Below are 15,304 nucleotides of genomic sequence, written 5' to 3'. Positions count from 1 at the left end.
CGCCTAACGTCAGGCGCGCAGACCGGTTTCCTGCAGGATGCCACGGCGCTTGGCTTCGTAGTAATAGCCGCTCGCATACCATTTGACGGCGGCATCATGCGAGCCATCGGCGCAAAGCCACGCGCCGCGCAGGTATTTCACCGCGTATTTGAGGTTGGTTTCGGCATCCAGAAGATCGGTCGGCTTGCCGTCGAAACCCATCCCGCGCGCGGTCTGCGGCAGAATCTGCATCAGGCCGTAATAGGGACCGTTGCGTGCGCCGGGGTTGTAGTCGCTTTCGCGCTGGATGACGCGATGCACCAGGCTGCGCGGAACCTCGTATTCGTCGGCGTAGCGGTTGATCAGTCGGCGCAGTTCCGGGGTCTCGCCCGGATACAGGTCAAACTCAACCGATTTCGAGGATTCGCGCGGGGCGGAGCCACAGGCGGCAAGTGCGATCAGCGACAAAAGCGCGGAACGGCGGGTCAGTTGCATCGCTACCTCGGAGCAATTCGGATCGAGAGATTGATACCCTTCGCGGCGTCATGCGCATAGCGCGTTGGCTGAACGTAAGCGGAGCTTTGCCGATCTCCTCGCGAAATTTCGTTTTGACAAGAGCGCGGTAAAGGCGCCCACTGAAATCAAGGGCATGATGTCAAAGGAGGTTTTCCTTGTCAGATATGGCCGGGAACCCAGTGGATCTGTTCATCATAGGTGGCGGCGTCAACGGCTGCGGGATTGCACGTGACGCGGCGGGGCGGGGTCTGTCCGTTACGCTGGCCGAGAAGGGAGATCTGGCTCAGGGGACGTCTTCGGCCTCGACCAAGCTGTTCCACGGTGGGTTGCGCTATCTTGAGTACCTCGAATTGCGTCTTGTGCATGAGGCTCTGGCCGAGCGCGAGGTGCTGCTGAAAGCGATGCCCCATATCGCGCGGCCGATGCGCTTCGTGTTGCCCTTGTATCCGCAGATGCGTTTCGAGCCGACATCGCCCGTCAGCCGTCTGGCGGGGCTGGCGATGCCGTGGTTGCGCGGGCGAAGGCCCGGCTGGATGATCCGGGCGGGGCTGTTTCTCTATGACCATCTCGGCGGGCGGCGACTGTTGCCGGGGACGCGTGCGCTTGATCTGCGCCGCGATCCGGCCGGGCGCGAGTTGAAGGCAGATTTCGCCCATGCCTATGAATACTCCGATTGCTGGGTCGATGATGCGCGGCTCGTGGTGCTCAACGCGCGCGATGCGCGGGCGCGCGGCGCGACGATCCTGACCCGCTGCAAGGTGCTTGAGGCGCATCGCGAGGGCGACCTGTGGCGCATCGAGACCGAAGAGGGAACTCATCTCGCGCGTGCCCTGATCAATGCTGCGGGCCCTTGGGTGGGCGAGGTGATCCGTGACACGATCCATATCCCCTCGCGCGACGGGGTGCGGCTGGTGCGCGGCTCGCACATCGTCACGCGCAAGCTGTTCGACCATGAACGCGCCTATTTCTTTCAGGGTCGCGACGGGCGGATCTGCTTCGCCATCCCCTTTGAATGCGACTTCACCCTGATCGGCACTACCGATCAGGATCACCTCGGCGCGCCCGATGCACCGGTCTGCACCGAGGCCGAGCAGGAATATCTTTGTGCCTTCGCATCCGAGTATTTCGCCCGCCCGGTGACGCAGGCGGATATCGTCTGGACGTTCTCGGGGGTGCGGCCGCTCTATGATGACGGGGCAAGCTCGGCCACGGCGGCCACGCGCGATTACGTCTTGCGGCTCGATGATCGCGGCGCTCCGCTTCTGAATATCTTCGGCGGCAAGATCACGACCTATCGGCGTTTGGCGCAGGCCGCACTGGCAGCGCTGGCCCCGAGTTTCCCGCAGATGACGGGGGACTGGACGGCAGGCGTGCCCTTGCCGGGCGGAGATTTCTCTGCGCCCAAGGTTGCCGCCCTGCGCGAGGCGCTCTGCGGCGACTACCCGTTCCTGACCATGCCCTGGGCCGCGCGTCTGGTTCGAACCTATGGTACCGAGGCGCGCACGATCCTCGGGCGGGCGACCTCGGCGGCCGATCTCGGGCGCGATTTCGGCGCGACGCTGACCGAGACCGAGATCCTCTGGCAGATCGAGAAGGAATGGGCGCGCACCGCAGAAGACGTGCTGTGGCGGCGCACCAAGCTGGGTCTGCGCCTGACGCAGGACCAAACGACCGCGCTGGCGGCCTTCATGGCCGAGGCGCAGGCTGGCTAAATGCCCCCTCAGGCACCCGCGCGGCGCAGACGCAGCGCGTTCGTCACCACGAAAACCGATGAAAACGCCATCGCCCCGGCCGCCAGCATCGGCGAGAGGCCGGGACCGCCGAAGGGCACCAGAATGCCCATGGCCACCGGGATCAGGGCGGTGTTGTAGGCGAAGGCCCAGAACAGGTTTTGCTTGATATTGCGCATGGTTGCGCGCGACAGGGCAAAGGCGCGCGCCACGCCTTGCGGGTCGCCATGCATCAACACGACCTCGGCCGCCTCAATGGCCACATCGGTGCCGGTGCCGATGGCGATCCCCACATCTGCCGCCGCCAGCGCGGGGGCGTCGTTGATCCCGTCGCCCACGAAGGCCGTCGGCCCGCGCTCGCGCAGCGAGTTGACCGCCTCGACCTTGCCCTCGGGCAGCACGCCTGCGATGACGCGCAGGATGCCAAGCTGGCGCCCCACGGCCTCGACCGTGGCTTTGGTATCGCCCGAGATCAACGCGACCTCGGCACCGTCAAATTGCAGCGCGGCTACCGCGTCATGGGCGTATTTCTTGAGCGGGTCCGACACCGCCATCAGCGCCGCCAGTCCACCGTCGACCGCCAGCCAGACCGGGGTCTTGCCCTCGCTCGCCAGCGCCTGCGCGGCGGGGGCCAGCATGGCGCAATCGACGCCTGCCTCTTCCATCGCGCGGGCGTTGCCCAGAAGCACCTCGCGCCCGTCCACCTTGGCCGAGAGGCCCCGGCCGGGCAGCGCCTTGGCGCCGCGCGCCTTCGCGGGCGTGATGCCGCGCGCCTCGGCCTCAGTCAGGATCGCCTGCGCCAGCGGGTGTTCGGAGCGCGCCTCGGCCCCGGCGGCCATCGCGATGATCTCGTCGGGGGTGAAAAGGGGGCTCGCGGGCAGAAGGTCGGTCAGGGCGGGATGGCCCTCGGTCAGGGTGCCGGTCTTGTCGAAGGCGACGATCTCGACCTCGGAGAGGCGTTGCAGCGCGTCGCCACGGCGGAAGAGCAGCCCGAGTTCCGCGCCGCGCCCGGTGCCGACGAGGATCGAGACCGGCGTGGCCAGACCCATCGCGCAGGGGCAGGCGATGATCATCACCGAGATTGCCGCGACCAGCGCATGGGTGAAGCCCTGACCGGCCAGCATCCAGATCGCGAAGGTCAGCACCGAGAGCGCCATGACCACCGGCACGAAAACCCGCGTGACCTTGTCTACCAGTGCCTGCACCGGCAGCTTGCCGCCCTGCGCCTCTTCAACCAGCGCGATGATGCGCGACAGCACCGTGTCGCCGCCCGTCGCCGTGACACGGAAGCTGACCGCCGAGGGGCCGTTGACCGTGCCGCCGGTGACCTTGGCGCCCGGGGTTTTCTCGACCGGGGCGGGCTCGCCCGTCAGCATGGATTCGTCGATCCAGCCGTGGCCCTCGATCACTTCGCCATCGACCGCGACACGTTCGCCCGGCGCCAGCTGGATGATGTCGCCCGGCGCGAGTTCCTCGACCGGCAGTTCGATTACGCCCGAGGCGCGCTCGACCTTGGCCGTGGTCGGGCGCAGGCCCACAAGGCGTGAGATCGCCTGACCCGCGCGGCCCTTGGCACGGGCCTCTAGCCAGCGGCCCAGAAGGATCAGGGTCACGATGACGGCTGCGGCCTCGAAATAGACCTCGCGCGCCGAGGCGGGCAGCAGCGTGGGTGCGATAGTGACGACGGCGGAATAGAGAAATGCCGCCAGCGAGCCGAGCGCTACGAGCGAGTTCATCTCGGGCGTGCCGCGCAGCAGGGCGGGGATGCCGATGCGCAGGAAGACGCGGCCCGGGAAGGCCAGCACCAGCGCGGTCAGCACGAACTGGATCCACCAGCTCGTGCGCTCGCCGATCGTGCCGGCGACCCAGTGGTGGAAGGCCGGGATCATGTGCACGCCCATCGCAAGAACGAAGACCGGCAGCGTCAGCACGCCCGAAATCAGAACGTTGCGCTTGATCTGTTCGGCCTCGGCGGCCTGACGGTCGGCGACCGGGGCGGGGGCCTCGCCCTGCGAATGGACGCGCGCGTGATAGCCCGCGCCTTCAACCGCGCGCACCAGTTCCGAGGGCGCCACGGCGCCCTGCGCATAGGTGACGGCGGCGCTTTGCGTGGCAAGGTTGACCGAGGCCGCGATGACGCCCGGGGTGCTTGCCAGTGCACGCTCGACCCGGCCGGTGCAGGTGGCGCAGGTCATCCCCTCGATCTCCAGCCGCGCCTCGGCCTGGTTGACCGGGTATCCCGCCTTGGACAGGGCCTCTGCCAGTGTGGCGGGCGTGGCCGGTGCCGCAAACTCGACCCGCGCCGAGCGCGCCATCAGGTTGGCCGATGCGGCCATGACGCCCTCTTCGGCTTCCAGCGCACGCTCGACCCGCCCGGTGCAGGCGCCGCAATGCATTCCGTCGATGATGAAAGTCGTGTGGGAGACTGCCTGGTTCATCTTGCACCCCTTTGCCCTTCACTTGGCGCGAAGCGGGATCGGGGTCAAGTAACGCTTAAATATTCGAGATCTTGAATTTGATTGGCGGGGATGCTACGTGAAGGGCTAGACACAACAACCTCTTGAACGGAGTCCTCCCATGTCTCTCGACCGCATCATGTTCGCCTTCGCCGGCACGATGGTTCTGCTCAGCGTTCTGCTGACTCAGTTCGTCTCGCCTTATTTCATGTGGTTCACCGTGTTCATCGGCGCGAACATGTTCCAGTCTGCCTTCACCGGCTTCTGCCCGGCCGCGATGATCTTCGGCAAGCTCGGGTTCAAGACCGGCTGCGCCTTCCAGGCGAAGTAAGCCCCACGGAATTGATCGGGCGGGGGAACCCGCCCGGCCCTTTCCCGGTTGAGGGCCAAAGGCGCCTTTGCTAGCCTTTCCCCAAGCAACCGGAGAACGCGATGTATCGCCGCACCTTTCTGAGCACCCTCGCCGCGCTGACCCTGCCCACCCTGGCCGGGGCCGAAGTGGTCAAATCCACCGTCAGCGCACAGATCGAGACCGGTGCGCAGCCCAAATGGCCCATTGCCTCGCAGTATTACCCGACCCAGGTGCGCGTGAAGCCGGATCTGGCCGTGGGTTCGATCATCATCGTGTCGGACAAATTCTTCCTTTATCACATCACCGCCCCGGGCAAGGCGATGCGCTATGGCGTGGCCGTCGGCCGAGAAGAGCTGAAATTCCGCGGCCAGGCCGTGGTGGGGCGCAAGGTCGAGTGGCCGAGCTGGAAACCCACCCCCGAGATGATCCAGCGCAGCCCCGAGAAATACGCGAAATATGCCGACGGGATGCCGGGCGGCCCGCAGAACCCGCTCGGCGCGCGGGCGCTCTATCTTTACCAGAATGGCCGTGATACGGCGATCCGCATCCATGGCACGACCGAGCCCTCGTCGATCGGGCACGCGGTTTCGAACGGCTGTCTGCGCATGGTCAACGATCATGTCATCGCCCTGTTCGATCAGGTCGCGGTGGGAACCCCTGTAACGGTCTACTGATGCAACTTGCCTCTTTGGCGCAGGTGGCGGCGCTCGATTTCGACTCCGTCATCGACGTCCGCTCGCCTTCCGAATTCGCCGAGGATCACATCCCCGGCGCGATCAACCTGCCGGTCCTGGATGATGAGGAACGTGCCCGCGTCGGTACGATCTACAAGCAGGTCTCGCCTTTTGACGCGCGCAAGATCGGCGCGGCGCTGGTGGCGCAGAATGCCGCGCGGCACCTGCAAGGCCCGCTTTCGGGCATGTCGGGCGGCTGGCGGCCCCTGGTATATTGCTGGCGGGGCGGGCAGCGCTCAGGCTCTTTCGCGACGATCCTGCGGCAGGTCGGCTGGCGGGCCGAGCTTGTCGAGGGCGGCTACAAAACTTGGCGCGGGCTGGTCGTCGAGGCCCTGACGCAGACCCCGGTTTCGCCTTTCGTCGTGCTTGATGGCAATACCGGTTCAGCCAAGACCGAGATCTTGCTGGAAGCCCGCAGGCAGGGAGCGCAGGTGCTCGACCTTGAAGGGCTGGCGAACCATCGCGGCTCGATCTTCGGGGCGATGCCCGGCGGTCAGCCCGCGCAAAAGGGCTTCGAGGGGCGGCTGGCGATGGAGCTTGCGGCGCTCGACCCGGCGCGGCCCGTTCTGGTCGAGGCGGAAAGCTCTCGCATCGGGAATATCATGCTGCCCAAGGGCGTGTGGTCGGTGCTGTGCGCCGCGCCGCGCCTGAGGATCGCGGCCTCGTTGCCCGAGCGCGCAGGCTACCTCGCGCGGGCCTATGCCGATATCGCGGATGATCACACGGGCCTCTTGGCCCTGATCGACAAGCTGCGGCCGTTCCAGTCTGCCGATGTTATCGAGCAATGGCAGGCGCTGGCACGGCAGGGCGCGCATCGCGAGCTGGCCGAGGGGTTGATGGCGCTGCATTATGACCCGCGCTACGAAAAGCACCGCGCCCGCCATGCGCAAGCCGAGGCGACGCTGCCCGTCGAAAGCCTCGCCCCCGAGGCGCTGGAGGGCGTGGCCGCGCGCGTGATCGAAGCGGTTGCCGCGATCAGCCGCTGATCCGCAATAGGGGCGCGCCCGCGACGATCCGCCCGATGGCCGCAGCGCCGTAACCTGCCTCACGCAGGGCCTCGATCACCTCTTGCGCGCGCGTCTGCGGCACGGTCGCCAGCAACCCGCCCGCCGTCTGTGGATCATAGAGCAGTTCGGTGCGTGGACCGGGGGGCGCGATGATCGCCCCGGCGCAGGCCGCGATATTCTGCGCAAGCAAGCTGGAGCCATGCCCCGCCGCTGAGAGCGCCTCGGCCCCCGGCAGAAGGGGAATATCGGCCAGTGCAAGCTCGGCCCCCACGCCCGACGCGCGGCACAGCCCGAGCAGGTGGCCTGCAAGCCCGAAGCCCGTCACATCGGTCATCGCATGGGCCACCGGCGCCAGAACCGCCGCCGCGCGGGCCGAGGATGTGGCCATCGACGCCCAGGCCCCGGCCACGATCTCACCCGGTGCGGCCTTGAGCATCTCGGCGGCAAGGATGACACCCGTCCCGAGCGGCTTGGTCAGGATCAAGACATCGCCGGGCTTCGCGGTATCCTGCCCCACGGGGCGCTCGGCGAGGCCGGTGATCGAGAAGCCCAGCATGACCTCGGCGCCAAGGCTCGTGTGGCCGCCGACCAGATCGGCGCCAGCCTCGCGCAGCACCTCGCCGGCAGCAGCTAGAATCTCGGCCAGGCTGCGCGCGGCCATCCCCTCGGCCATGCGCGGCAGGGTGACCTGCGCCAGCGCCGCTTGCGGCTGCCCGCCCGCGGCCCAGATATCGCCAAGCGCGTGAATAGCGACCGCGCGGCCAAGCAGCCATGGGTCTTCGCTAAAGGCGCGCACGTGATCGGTGGTGAACATCTGCACACCCGAGCCATGCGCCAGCACCGCCGCATCGCCACCCGCGCCAAGCCGCACATCGCCCCGCTGCGGCGGCGGCAGATCGGCCAGCACCTCGCGCAGGGCGGCAGCCCCCAGCTTGCCGCCGCAACCGCCACAAAGCGGCTTGGCGCCCAGAACCTCCTCGATCCCCTGCGCACGCTCGGGTGGCAGGGCGGGCGGGGGCATGTTCGGCAGATCGGCCACCATCGCCATGAAGCGTTGATCGATCCGGTCCTTCCAACGCCAGAGCCACGCGCCATCAAGCGGCAGGCCCCATTTGTCCGCCACCGCGCGCTTGTCGCCGGTCGAGATCAGCTTGAGGTAATCGCGCTGCGGCCGGTAGCTGCGCATCGCGCACCCGGTCACCGCCGCGCGCAGATTGTGAAACAGCACCGGCGCCTCGCGCACTGCATAGACACCGGCCTTGGGGCGCGGCGCCCAGGTCAGATGCGCGATATCCCCGGCGGCAAAGATCGTGGGGTCCGAGCTTTGCAGCGTCGGGCCGACGCTCACAAAGCCCTCGTGCAGATCAAGCCCGGTCCCGTGTAGCCAGTCGGCGGGTTTGGTCGCACCGGTGCCAAGGATGAAATCGGCGGGTTCGAAACTGCCGTTGCTGAGCCGCAGGCCATCCGCGCGGGCCTCGGTCAGGCGCGCGTTCTCGACCAGCCGCACACTATGGCGCGCGCAATGGGCACGCAGCCGTTGCCGCGCACCGCGCCCAAGTGCAGTGAGTGTCTCGGGCGCGGCCTCATAGACGCTCACCTGCGCATCGGGGCGGCGGTGGGTGAAGGCCAGCGCCAGTTCAACGCCCGCAACGCCCCCGCCCACCACGGCGATGCGCGGCCCGGGCGGGGCGGAGGTCGCGAACGCCTCCCACCGGTCGGCGAAGGCATCGAGCGGTTTGGCGGGTGTCACGTAATCGCAAAAGCCCGGAATATCGGGCATTTCGGCGGTAATGCCCGTGTCGATCGAGGCGATGTCATAGGCGATCGGCGCGCGCCCTGGCACATGGATCAGCCGGTTCTCGCGGTCGATCCCCTCGGCGTATCCAAGGATCAACCGCGCCCCCGCGTGGCGCGCCAGCCGCACCAGATCGAGTTGCAGCGCCTCGCGTGGATAATGCCCGGCGATATGGCCGGGCAGCATCCCCGAATAGGCCGCCGTGGGCAGCGGATTGATCAACGTCAACCGCGCGCCGGGCAGGGGTTTCATCCCCCACATGCGCAGCACAAGCGCATGGGCATGCCCGCCGCCGATCAGGACGATATCGCGTGTCAGGGGCAGGGGGGCAGGCGGCATCGGTCTCTCCTTCGTCGCCTCAGAGCTACCGTGCCGCCGCCCGAAGGCCAATGTGCAATTCGTCACGTGCGGCGCAGACTTTCTCTGATTCTGCCCTTGACGCCTCGCGCGCCTTCGCTTAGCTACGCGCCAACGTGGCTAGGTAGCTCAGCAGGTTAGAGCACGTGACTCATAATCACGGGGTCGGGGGTTCGAGTCCCCCCCTCGCCACCAACTTCCCCCTTGGAAATTCGTAGCCTGAACCGACGCGCTAACGCGCGGATTTTCAGCGTTTTGTCTCGGCGCGGCCTCAGTCAAAGGCTGGGTCGCTGCCCCAAAGCCGGGCGACCTCGGTCAGAAGGCGCGTGCGAAACCATTGCTGCGCCGGTGTCTTGTCATGGCGGGCGTGCCAGTAGAGTTGCATGTTTGGGGTCGGGATTTCGATAGGCGGTTTGAAAGCGATCAGTTCGTCGGGCCAGGCGTCGTCCGCGACGAGCTGCTCGGGCACCGATGAGATCATCCCGCTACGGGCCACCGCGCGCAGCACCGCGTCGAAATGCGGCACCACAAGGGCCACCCTGCGCCGCCGCCCGCTGCGTGCCAAGGCCGCGTCGGTCATGCCTGTCATCGTCCCGTCGATCGAGCGCAGCGCATGGGGCAGTGCGCAGAACAGCTCAAGGGGCAGGGTGTCGCCCGCGCGCAGCCCGGCCTTGCGGATCGCGGGGTTGTTCCGTGCGGCCACGATCTTGAAGGGCGAGGGGAACAGGAGTGCGCGTGACACCCAGCCGGGCACCTCTGTCGGTTGTTCCAGCGCCAGGTCGATCTCGCCGGTTTCCAGAAGCTCGATCAGATCGCCGCGTCCGCTATCGAGAAACCGCAAGGTGACCCCGGGGGCCTCCTGCGCGAGGGCGGCGGCCAGCGGTGGTATCAGGCGCGTCGAGAAGAAATCCGCGCCGCGCAGCGAAAAGATCGTTTCGGCGGTTTCGGGGTGGAAGATCTCGGTCGCGCTCAGGGCCGCTTCGAGGCGCGAGAGGGCCTCGGTGACGGCAGGGGCGATCACCTCGGCCTGGGGGGTGGGGGTCATCCCGTTGCCGACGCGCACGAATAACGGATCGTCCAGCTGAGCGCGCAGACGCGCGAGCGCCGCGCTGACGGCGGGTTGGCTCAGCCCCAGTCGCTCTGAGGCGCGGGTGACGTTTCGCGCCTCGTAAAGGGCGGCGAAGACGCGCAGCAGGTTCAGGTCGAGTGTCCGGAAATTCACCATGTCGATGACTGCCATAACATCATTCGATTTCATGATTGTTAGTGCGAGGGCTAGCCTTCTGTCCATGCCATCTGGATCAGGAGACCCGAAATGACCGCTTCCGATACTGCCCTTTGGTTTCTCAACACGCGTGTTCGCATCGTGGTGCCCGCAGCTTCTGGCAGCGATGGCCTGTCGGTGATCAAGCACTGGGCGCCCTATGAAGACTCGCCACCTTTGCATATCCACGACACCGAGGATGAGGTTTTCCACGTGATCGAAGGGCGTGTGCGCTTCTCAGTCGGGGGCCAGGTCACCCTGCTTGCCGCCGGTCAGACGATCATGGCCCCCAAGGGGATTGGGCATAGCTATGTGGTCGAATCCCATGAGGGTGCGAAATGGCTGACGGTGACGCGCCCCGGCGATTTCGAGGCGTTTGTTCGTGAAACCGCCCGCCCCGCGACGGCGCCCGGGCTTCCCGCGCCCTCTGGCCCGCCGACCCCGGAAATGGCCGCAGCACTTACCGCGGCCTGCGCGCGCCATGGGATACGCATGGTGGGGGAGCCCCTGCGTCCGAGCGAGAAAGCCTGACACCACCCGATCGTCGGCGCCGCAGTGCCGACAAAACGCACAGAGGCGGGCCTCAACCCGCCTCTTGTCCGCCGCAGCAGAGTGGCTCCCGGCCCGAAGGCCCGGCACCTATGGGAAATCAGCCCTTCTTGACTTCCTTGAGCTTGTCGATGCCCAGAATCTTCATGGCGAACTTCTCGTAGAAGGTCTCGGACGTGCCCTTGCGCAGCTTGTGCATGAAGTAGCGCTCGAAACCCTCCTTGGCCCAGTGGACCCACTTGCCTTGGCTCGACCAGTTCACGTTGCGCGGCGGGATCTGCGGTTGCGCGACGAAGGCGATGCCCTGATCGCCGAAATCGGCAAGGCAGACGGCATTCCAGGTGCCGACGCTGTCGGGTTCCATCCCGCGCACGATGTTGCCGATGTTCTGGGCGGTGGCGGTGACCATCGATTCGATCATGAAGCCGGTCTTGGGCACGCCCACCGGCACCGGGGTCGGACCTATCGGCGGGATGGCGACGCAGACGCCCACGGCGAAGACATTCTGATACTTCGGGTTGCGCTGATACTTGTCCACGATGGTGAAGCCGCGCGGGTTCGACAGGCCCTCGATGCCCGAGACCGCCGGGATGCCGCGGAAGGCGGGCAGCATCATCGCATAACCGAAGGGCATTTCCTTCTCAGCCTTGACCGAGCCGTCATCGGCGATTTCCTCGACGATCATCTTGCCGTCTTCGACCTTCTTCACGCGGCACGAGGTCATGTATTTGATGTGCTTGTCGCGCATGTTCGATTCAAGCAGGCCCTTGGTATCACCCACGCCATCAAGGCCGAGGTGCCCGACATAGGGCTCGGAGGTGATGAAGGTCATCGGCACCTTGTCGCGGATTTTCAGGCGGCGCAGGGCGGTGTCGAGGATGAAGGTGAACTCATAGGCCGGGCCGTAGCACGATGCGCCCTGCACCGCGCCGATGATCATCGGGCCGGGGTTCTCGCAGAAACGGTCGAAGGCCACGCGGGCGGCCTCGGCATGGTCGATATGGCAGATGGATTGGGTGTGGCCTTCGGGGCCGAAGCCCTCGATCTCGTCGAAGGCAAGGTCGGGGCCGGTGGCGATGACGATATAATCATAGGAAACCGACTGGCCATCGGCGAGCTCGACACGGTTCTCCTCGGGATGGAGCTTTTGTGCGGCGACTGGGATGAAATCGATCCCCTTCTTCGCCATCGTCGGCGCGAGGTCCACGGTGATGTCCTTGCGATCACGCCAGCCGACGGCGACCCAGGGGTTCGAAGGTACGAAATGATACTTCGGGTCCTTGGTGATGACGGTGATCTTGTCTTCCTTGCGTACCGTGTCGCGCAACTCATACGCCATGATGGCGCCGCCAAGACCCGCGCCGAGCACCACTATATGTGCCATGTTTCGTTCCCCCCTGTTGGCCCGGATACCGGTTCCGGGTTGAATTCGCATTTATGAATGTGAGTAAGGTTTCTGCCAAGCACCATGATTCAGGTCAATATGGCGCGGAGCCAAGAAAAATAGGGGCGAACGTAAAAGGGCGCCCTGGGGCGCCCTTTTATCGAACTTCGCTCAGTTCGCGGCGGATATCCTCAGCAAGTCGGTGATCCGGCGCACGGTGGTGCGGCGGTTGGCCTCCTCGGCGACCTGGGTGTCTACCTTCAGGAACTGCTCGCCATAACCCTGCACGACGAGGTTTTCGGCGGGTACGTCGAAATACTCGGTCAGCGCAAGTGCCAGCGACTCGGCGCGGCGATCCGACAGGGCGAGGTTGTAGGCGGCGTTGCCGACCGCGTCGGTATGCCCCTCGATCAGGAAGACCTCATAGGGGTTCTCGTCGATCCGGGCGCGGATCGCATCGCCAAGGGCCACAAGGTCGCGCGCCTGTTCCGGGCGGATCGCGGCCGAGCCGGTCGCGAAGGTGATGTTGCGCACCGCGATGGCCGGGGCAAGGGCACGCACCGCCGGGATCTGACGCACCTGCGCCAGGGTAAAGCGGCGGTCGATCTCGGTTTCGCGCGCGATAGCGGCGCGCAGGGCGTCGTCACTGCTGGCCTCTTCGGTCAGGTTGTAGCGCGGCAGGGTCGAGACCTCGACCGGATCGGCGCCGACCGAGTCGTCGACCAGGATATAGCGGCTGCCGTCCGGATCGATCCGGGTGCGCTGCACGATCCGGCGCTGCGCATCATAGACGGTGATGATCTGCGTGCCGTCTGCCTTGGTGCTGACGGTGCGGGTCGAGCCATCGGCGAAGCTTTGCGTGCGCATGGTCGAGCCGGGCTGGCGCAGCAGGGCGTTGTCGTCCTTGATCACCTGATAGCTGCCATCGGGGTTCTGCACGACGACGCGGTCGCCCGAGTTCACGGCAACCTCGCTGCCATTGTTCAGGATGGCGCCCACAGCAAGCGCCCCGAGGCCGACGATCGCGAGCTTCTCGGCATCCGACAGGCCGCTGTCTTTCTTCTTTTTCTTCGCTTCGGGCTTGGTGTCGATCTTCGAGGTGAAATCCTCGGTCGAGGAGCGGGCGCTTTGTTCGGTGATGACCTCTTCGATCACCTCCGCGGCTGCGGGGGCGGTCTCCTCGGCTGCAAGCGCGGCATTGCTGACCGGGGCGCCAGTATCGGCGCTTTCGGTCGCCTCGATTGCGGCCTCAAGCTGTTGGACGGCCTGCGCCTCCTCGGCAGGCATGGCTTCGAGTTGCGCGGCCAGCGCTTTCTTCAGCGTGTCGGCATCGCTCGGCTCGGCCTCAGGCGCGACAGTGGTCTCGGCAGCCTCTGGTTCGGAGGCCGGTTCTGCGGCCGTTTCCGCAGGCGCGGGTTCGGCTGCGGGGGCGTCTTCAGCGGCGGTTTCAGCAGGCGCTGTCTCTTCGGCCGGGGCCTGTGCCGCTTCGGGCTCGGGCGTCGGGTCGGACGCGGTCTCCTCGGCGGCGGGTTCCTCCATAGCGGGCTCGGCCGCCACGGATTCTTCGGCTGCCGGTTCCTCGGCCGGTGCGGCCTCTTCCACGACCGCCTCGGGGGCGGGTTCTTCGGCGGCGGGTTCTGCCTCCGGTGCCGGTTCGGTTGCGGCGGATTCCTCGGCCGGTTCAGCGTCGGCCGCCGGTTCCTCAGCCGGTGCGCCCTCTTCGGCGACAGCCTCGGGGGCGGGGTCCGAGGTCAGGCAGGCCGTGAGCGCCTCTTCTTCGCTTGCACCGGCGCCGATCTTCGCGGCGATGCAGACGGCGGCGTCCAGCTCCGGCGGGCTTTGCGCCAGGCCGAGTGCGGGGGTCAGGGTGGCCAGTCCGGCGACAAGGGCCGTGGTGGTTCTGAGGCGTTTCATCGGGTCTCCCTTCTGGCGGCAATGTCCGCGCTTCGGGGCAGACTAGCATGACCTTCACGGAAGGGTTCTCCACTTTGGGTCAAATTTTCGTTTCCAAATGTGAAGGGCGGACCAGTTGGCCCGCCCCCCTGAAAAACGATCTGCGACGAGCTTATTTCGGCAGCTCGGCGGTGATGCCTTCGACGTAGAAGTTCATCCCGGCCAGCGCGCCATCGTCCGGCGTCTCGCCCTCAGCGAGCCAGGCCGAACCGTCCTGCTTGTTCAGCGGGCCGGTGAACGGATGATAGGTGCCCGCAGCGATCGCATCCTTGAGCGCCATCGCCTCGGCTTTCACCTCTTCGGGAACCGCGCTCGAGATCTCGCCGATCTCGACCATGCCGGTGTCGATACCGCCCCAGGTCGCGCCCGACGCCCAGGTACCATCAAGCATCGCGCCGACGCGCTGCACGTAATAGGGCGCCCAGTTGTCGATCGTCGAGGTCACGCGGGGCATCGGCGCGAAGGCCGACATGTCCGAGGCCTGACCGAAGGTGATGACGTTGCCCGCCTCCTGCGCCTTGGCTTGCGGCGCGGTCGAGTCGGTGTGCTGCATCACGACATCCACGCCCTCGGCGATCAGGGCGGCGGCAGCGTCGGCTTCCTTGGCAGGGTCGAACCAGGTGTAGGCCCAGACGACCTTCATCTCGGCGTCCGGGTTGACCTTCTTGGCATGCAGATAGGCCGAGTTGATGCCCTGGATCACTTCCGGGATCGGGAACGAGGCGATGTAGCCGATCTTGTTCGACTTGGTCATGCGGCCCGCGATGGTGCCCTGGATGGCGCGGCCCTGGAAGAACTTGGCGTCATAGACGGCGACGTTGTCGGCGGTCTTGTAGCCGGTCGCGTGTTCGAACTTCACGTCAGGGAACTTGGCGGCGACGTTCATCACCGCATCCATGTAGCCAAACGAGGTCGCGAAGATCAGCTTGTTGCCTTCCAACGCCAGCTGGGTCAGCACGCGCTCGGCGTCCGGGCCCTCGGGGACCGACTCGATGAAGGTGGTGGCAACCTTGTCGCCGTATTCCGCCTCGATCGCCTGGCGGCCCTGATCGTGCTGGTAGGACCAGCCCATGTCGCCCACCGGGCCGACATAGATGAAGCCGACTTTCAGCTGCTCTTCGGCCAGGGCCGGAAGGCTGGTCGCGGCCAGAGCGAGGGCAGCGGTGGTGGTCAGAAAGGATCTGCGGTTCATGGGAACTCCCCGTTGGTTGTGGGCTCGCGGCCCCTG

12 protein-coding genes and 1 tRNA gene are annotated in these 15,304 nt (G+C 66.3%); 6 read left to right on the top strand and 7 right to left on the bottom strand.

Going from position 1 to position 15,304, the window contains the following annotated elements; genetic code table 11:
* Nucleotides 1-9 precede the first annotated feature (9 nt).
* Nucleotides 10-474 carry a lytic transglycosylase domain-containing protein gene (locus N3C64_RS10330; RefSeq protein WP_260014278.1) on the bottom strand — a complete coding sequence of 155 codons (465 nt, stop codon included), beginning with the start codon at nucleotides 472-474 and terminating at the stop codon, nucleotides 10-12.
* Nucleotides 475-659: 185 nt separating this feature from the next.
* Between N3C64_RS10330 and glpD the strand changes: the two genes are divergently transcribed.
* Nucleotides 660-2,207 (top strand): glycerol-3-phosphate dehydrogenase, encoded by a 1,548-nt coding sequence (glpD, locus tag N3C64_RS10325; RefSeq protein ID WP_260014564.1) that lies wholly within the window; start codon nucleotides 660-662, stop codon nucleotides 2,205-2,207.
* Nucleotides 2,208-2,215: 8 nt separating this feature from the next.
* On the opposite strand, the gene N3C64_RS10320 is transcribed toward glpD, so the two are convergent.
* Nucleotides 2,216-4,663 (bottom strand): heavy metal translocating P-type ATPase, encoded by a 2,448-nt coding sequence (locus tag N3C64_RS10320; protein WP_260014277.1) that lies wholly within the window; start codon nucleotides 4,661-4,663, stop codon nucleotides 2,216-2,218.
* 139 nt (nucleotides 4,664-4,802) lie between these two features.
* Here N3C64_RS10320 and N3C64_RS10315 point away from each other — a divergent pair, with 139 nt between their 5' ends.
* The 3 genes from N3C64_RS10315 (at nucleotide 4,803) to mnmH (ending at nucleotide 6,753) form a co-directional block, all read left to right on the top strand.
* A complete protein-coding gene (locus N3C64_RS10315; RefSeq protein ID WP_218630830.1) occupies nucleotides 4,803-5,012 on the top strand; it encodes a YgaP family membrane protein in 210 nt (69 codons plus the stop codon).
* Nucleotides 5,013-5,113: 101 nt separating this feature from the next.
* Nucleotides 5,114-5,707 (top strand): L,D-transpeptidase, encoded by a 594-nt coding sequence (locus N3C64_RS10310; RefSeq protein WP_260014276.1) that lies wholly within the window; start codon nucleotides 5,114-5,116, stop codon nucleotides 5,705-5,707.
* A complete protein-coding gene (gene mnmH / locus N3C64_RS10305) occupies nucleotides 5,707-6,753 on the top strand; it encodes a tRNA 2-selenouridine(34) synthase MnmH (protein WP_260014273.1) in 1,047 nt (348 codons plus the stop codon). The genes N3C64_RS10310 and mnmH overlap by 1 nt, the downstream gene beginning before the upstream one ends.
* Here mnmH and N3C64_RS10300 read toward each other — a convergent pair.
* Nucleotides 6,743-8,908, bottom strand: a complete 2,166-nt coding sequence (locus tag N3C64_RS10300; protein WP_260014272.1) for a slr1591 family oxidoreductase — start codon at nucleotides 8,906-8,908, stop codon at nucleotides 6,743-6,745. The genes mnmH and N3C64_RS10300 overlap by 11 nt on opposite strands.
* A 136-nt stretch (nucleotides 8,909-9,044) precedes the next feature.
* On the opposite strand from N3C64_RS10300, the gene N3C64_RS10295 reads away from it, so the two are divergent.
* Nucleotides 9,045-9,121, top strand: a tRNA-Met gene (locus N3C64_RS10295).
* A gap of 76 nt (nucleotides 9,122-9,197) precedes the next feature.
* On the opposite strand, the gene N3C64_RS10290 is transcribed toward N3C64_RS10295, so the two are convergent.
* The gene (locus N3C64_RS10290; RefSeq protein WP_260014271.1) at nucleotides 9,198-10,184 is read right to left on the bottom strand and encodes a LysR family transcriptional regulator; all 987 of its coding nucleotides are present in this window, start codon (nucleotides 10,182-10,184) and stop codon (nucleotides 9,198-9,200) included.
* 57 nt (nucleotides 10,185-10,241) lie between these two features.
* Between N3C64_RS10290 and N3C64_RS10285 the strand changes: the two genes are divergently transcribed.
* Complete coding sequence (locus tag N3C64_RS10285; protein WP_260014270.1) at nucleotides 10,242-10,721, top strand: cupin domain-containing protein; 480 nt, start codon at nucleotides 10,242-10,244, stop codon at nucleotides 10,719-10,721.
* A gap of 118 nt (nucleotides 10,722-10,839) precedes the next feature.
* On the opposite strand, the gene N3C64_RS10280 is transcribed toward N3C64_RS10285, so the two are convergent.
* The 3 genes from N3C64_RS10280 to N3C64_RS10270 form a co-directional block, all read right to left on the bottom strand.
* The gene (locus tag N3C64_RS10280; protein WP_260014269.1) at nucleotides 10,840-12,123 is read right to left on the bottom strand and encodes an NAD(P)/FAD-dependent oxidoreductase; all 1,284 of its coding nucleotides are present in this window, start codon (nucleotides 12,121-12,123) and stop codon (nucleotides 10,840-10,842) included.
* Nucleotides 12,124-12,294: 171 nt separating this feature from the next.
* Nucleotides 12,295-14,037, bottom strand: a complete 1,743-nt coding sequence (locus tag N3C64_RS10275) for an OmpA family protein (protein ID WP_260014268.1) — start codon at nucleotides 14,035-14,037, stop codon at nucleotides 12,295-12,297.
* A gap of 151 nt (nucleotides 14,038-14,188) precedes the next feature.
* Nucleotides 14,189-15,268 (bottom strand): BMP family ABC transporter substrate-binding protein, encoded by a 1,080-nt coding sequence (locus N3C64_RS10270; protein ID WP_260014267.1) that lies wholly within the window; start codon nucleotides 15,266-15,268, stop codon nucleotides 14,189-14,191.
* Nucleotides 15,269-15,304 lie beyond the last annotated feature (36 nt).

The organism is Sedimentimonas flavescens (assembly GCF_025154035.1).
Classification (GTDB): domain Bacteria; phylum Pseudomonadota; class Alphaproteobacteria; order Rhodobacterales; family Rhodobacteraceae; genus Rhodobacter; species Rhodobacter flavescens.
Note: the sequence above shows the minus strand (reverse complement) of the source record. Positions and strands in the feature narration are given on the sequence as shown.

Excerpts from the sequence above, each read along its gene's own strand:
- N3C64_RS10285 (WP_260014270.1), top strand. The coding sequence starts at position 10,242 with ATGACCGCTTCCGATACTGCCCTTTGGTTTCTCAACACGCGTGTTCGC.
- mnmH (WP_260014273.1), top strand. The coding sequence starts at position 5,707 with ATGCAACTTGCCTCTTTGGCGCAGGTGGCGGCGCTCGATTTCGACTCC.
- N3C64_RS10300 (WP_260014272.1), bottom strand. The coding sequence starts at position 8,908 with ATGCCGCCTGCCCCCCTGCCCCTGACACGCGATATCGTCCTGATCGGC.
- N3C64_RS10280 (WP_260014269.1), bottom strand. The coding sequence starts at position 12,123 with ATGGCACATATAGTGGTGCTCGGCGCGGGTCTTGGCGGCGCCATCATG.
- N3C64_RS10315 (WP_218630830.1), top strand. The coding sequence starts at position 4,803 with ATGTCTCTCGACCGCATCATGTTCGCCTTCGCCGGCACGATGGTTCTG.
- N3C64_RS10320 (WP_260014277.1), bottom strand. The coding sequence starts at position 4,663 with ATGAACCAGGCAGTCTCCCACACGACTTTCATCATCGACGGAATGCAT.
- N3C64_RS10290 (WP_260014271.1), bottom strand. The coding sequence starts at position 10,184 with ATGAAATCGAATGATGTTATGGCAGTCATCGACATGGTGAATTTCCGG.
- N3C64_RS10310 (WP_260014276.1), top strand. The coding sequence starts at position 5,114 with ATGTATCGCCGCACCTTTCTGAGCACCCTCGCCGCGCTGACCCTGCCC.
- glpD (WP_260014564.1), top strand. The coding sequence starts at position 660 with ATGGCCGGGAACCCAGTGGATCTGTTCATCATAGGTGGCGGCGTCAAC.
- N3C64_RS10275 (WP_260014268.1), bottom strand. The coding sequence starts at position 14,037 with ATGAAACGCCTCAGAACCACCACGGCCCTTGTCGCCGGACTGGCCACC.
- N3C64_RS10270 (WP_260014267.1), bottom strand. The coding sequence starts at position 15,268 with ATGAACCGCAGATCCTTTCTGACCACCACCGCTGCCCTCGCTCTGGCC.
- N3C64_RS10330 (WP_260014278.1), bottom strand. The coding sequence starts at position 474 with ATGCAACTGACCCGCCGTTCCGCGCTTTTGTCGCTGATCGCACTTGCC.